The organism is Streptomyces sp. E2N166 (assembly GCF_003671715.1).
In the GTDB taxonomy this organism is placed as follows: Bacteria; Actinomycetota; Actinomycetes; order Streptomycetales; family Streptomycetaceae; genus Streptomyces; species Streptomyces thinghirensis.
This window is the reverse complement of the sequence record NZ_RAIF01000032.1, coordinates 725,950-729,039: the sequence shown is the minus strand read 5'-3', so window position 1 is coordinate 729,039 and position 3,090 is coordinate 725,950. Positions and strand designations below refer to the sequence as shown.

Annotated in this window: 1 protein-coding gene; it reads right to left on the bottom strand. The window is 76.0% G+C overall.

All coding sequences use genetic code 11. From position 1 onward, the window contains the following. A partial coding sequence (locus tag EBH09_RS38035; protein WP_274595151.1) for a beta-ketoacyl synthase N-terminal-like domain-containing protein occupies window positions 1-3,003 on the bottom strand: 3,003 nt, incomplete at its 3' end. Window positions 3,004-3,090: the final 87 nt, after the last annotated feature.

The window sequence follows — 3,090 nt, the reverse complement described above, 5'->3', positions numbered from 1 at the left end:
CAGCCGGGCCCGGTGGCGCTCGGCGAGGTGGCGGCTGAGCTTCTGGGCGATGCCGCCGGTGCCGCCGATGAGCAGGTAGACGCCGCCGTCCCGGAAGACGGGGCCGGGCGTGGGCAGGGTGACGCGGCCGAGGCGGCGGACGTAGCGGGCGCCGCCGCGCAGGGCGACGGTGCGGCCGGCGGCGTCGGTGGGCGCGGCGAGGATCGCGTCGGCCAGGGCGGCGGTCGCGTCCTCGGCCGTGAGATCTGCCGAGGCGAAGTCGATCGCGGCGACGCGGAGTTCGGGGCGCTCCTTGGCCACCACCTGGAGCAGGCCGTGCATTCCCGCGGCGAAGGGGTTGGCGACGGCGCCGCCCGCGACGGGGTGGACGTCGCTGGTGACCACGACGACACGCGCGGCGCTGGTCGAGCGGACCAGGTGGAACAGGGACAGGGAGCCGGTGCGCAGCTGCTCGGCGGCCCGGTCGGCGCCCAGGCCCTCGGTGATGCCGGTGCCGACGCCGCCGAGGTGGAGCACCAGGTCGGCACCGTCGGTCCGCTCCAGCCAGGTGGACGGAGGGAGTTCGTCGATGCGGACCTGCTCCGGGCGGCCCCCGGGCATGCGGGCCGAGATCGCCTCGGCGAGCCAGGCGGATGCCTCGGTCACCAGAACGACGACGCGGCCCGCGCGCGGGGCGGGTCCGGGCGCGGGTGCGTCCTCGCGTACCCACAGGGGCCGGTAGAACTCCGGGAGCGGCTCCACGGAGGCGTCGTCGGCACCGGCCGGCGGTGCGGGGGCGATCCGGGCCGGGGGCTCGGGGATCCAGTAGCGCTTGCGGGCGAAGGGGTACGTCGGCAGCTCGGTCCGGCGGGCCGCGGCGGGGGTGACCCGGGACCAGTCGACGTCGGCGCCGGCCAGCCAGTGCTCGGCCACCGCCATCAGGTCCCGCCGGGCCAGCGCGGTCTCCAGGGCGTCGGCCTCGGTGCCGGTGAGGACGACCCGTGCCCGGGTGGCCCGGCCGGTGCCGATCCGGGCGTCGGCCGTGCCCTCGGCGTACGCCTCCAGCAGCGCGGCCGCCTCGGCCACCGAGCCGACGGCCAGGGCCAGCCGGAACTCGTGCGGGGTGCGGCCGGACTGCAGGGTGTGGGCGATGTCGGCGAGGCGGACGGGGCCCTCGGCGGCCGGGCGGGTGGCTCCCCGGTCACCGGCGCCGATCCGGGTTCCGGCCGCATCCGCCGCGTCCGGAGCTGGTGAGGCGTGGCCGGCCGGCCCGTCGGCGCTCGCGGTCCCGGCGACCGCCTGCGCCATCGCGCCGATTGTCCGTGCGGTGGCCACCCCCGCGGGCAGGGTGCCGTCCAGCGCCGCCGTCAGCGACGCCTCCAGACGGGCGCGTTCGGGGACGCCGAAGCCGCAGTCGGCGAGGTCGGTGCCGAGGTCGAGGTACTCGGCGGCCACTCCGGCGGTTTCGGCGGCCAGGCGCAGGCACAGCCGCTGGGCGTCGCCCAGGGCGTCCCGCCCGCCGCCCGCCGGTTCCGCACCCGTGGTGCCGCGCAGGAACGCGGCGAGTTCGGTGGCGTACGCGCGCAGCCGGTCCTCGCTCTTGGCGGACAGGACGAGGAGCTGGTCGGTGTCCGGGGCGACGGGCTCGGCCGGTGGTGTGCGGTGCTCCTCCACGACCAGGCAGGCGTTGGCTCCGCCCCCGCCGAAGGAGCTGACGACCGCGCGCAGCGGCAGGTCGCCGTCGTCCCCCGCGGGCTCCCAGGGCCGGAGGGTCTGCTGCACCTCGAAGGGGGTGGTGGTGAAGTCGATACCGGGATTGCGCCGGGCGGAGTTCAGCGAGGGCACCAGCGTGCGGTGGCGCAGCTGGAACAGCACCTTGGTCAGGCCCGCGACACCGGCCGCCGACTCCAGGTGGCCGATGTTGGACTTGACCGAGCCGACCGCGACCGTCGGCCGCTGGGCCCGCTCCGCCGCGTCGACGCGTCCGCCGAAGGCCTCCACGAGCCCGGCGATCTCGATGGGGTCGCCGAGCGGGGTGCCGGTGCCGTGGGCCTCCACGTAGCCGACGGTGGCCGGGTCGGCCTGGGCGCGGTGCAGGGCGGCGCGGATCACCTCGGCCTGCGCGGCCGCGCTGGGCACGGTGTAACCGCCGGTCTTGCCGCCCGCGTTGATGGCGGAGCCGCGGATCACTCCGAGGACGCGGTCGCCGTCGGCGATCGCGTCCTTCAGGGGCCGCAGCAGTACGGCGCCCACGCCCTCGCCGTCGACGAACCCGTCGGCGTCCGCACCGAAGCTCTTCAGCCGGTCACCGCGCGAGATCATCCCGCGGTCGGCCAGCATGCGCAGGTGCATCGGGTGCAGGATCAGGTTGACGCCGCCGGCGATCGCGGTGTGGCACTCCCCCGACCTGATGCTCTCGCAGGCCAGGTGGATCGCGGTGAGCGATGCCGAGCAGGCGGTGTCGACGGCGAGGCTCGGGCCGGTGAAGTCGAAGGTGTACGAGACCCGGTTGGCGATCGACCAGTGGTTGGAGTGCGCGTCGGTGCGGACGCCGAGGGCGGTCGCCTCGCCGGCCATCCACTCGTAGTTGTTGTTCATGACGCCGGCGAAGACGCCGACCGGGCCCCGGGCGGCCAGCTCGGCTGCCGGGTGGCCGGCGTCGTCCAGGACTGCCGCGGCGGTCTGCAGGAACAGCCGCTCCTGGGGGTCCATCGCCTCGGCGTCGGCCGGCGATATCTGGAAGAAGAGCGGGTCGAACTTGTCGACGTCGTCGATGAATCCGGCCCACTTGCTGTAGCTGCCGCGCACCCCCGCCGGGTCGTGGTGGACGTCGGCGTCCCAGCGGTCGGCGGGCACCTCACGGATGCCGGACCGGCCCGCGGCCAGGTTGTCCCACAGCTCGGCGGGCGTCCCGGCCATCGGGTAGCGGCCGGCGACGCCCACGATCGCCACGCCGTCGCTCGCCGGGGCCGGGGCGGAGGCCCGGGCCAGCAGGCTCAGCAGCAGCTTTCGCTTGTCGTCCACAGTTGCTCTCTCTCACAGGTCTTCGGTCGGCCGCTGCGGGCCGGGGTGTCGCCGCCGGGAGGAGGTCAGGCCTGGCCGGTGTGGCGG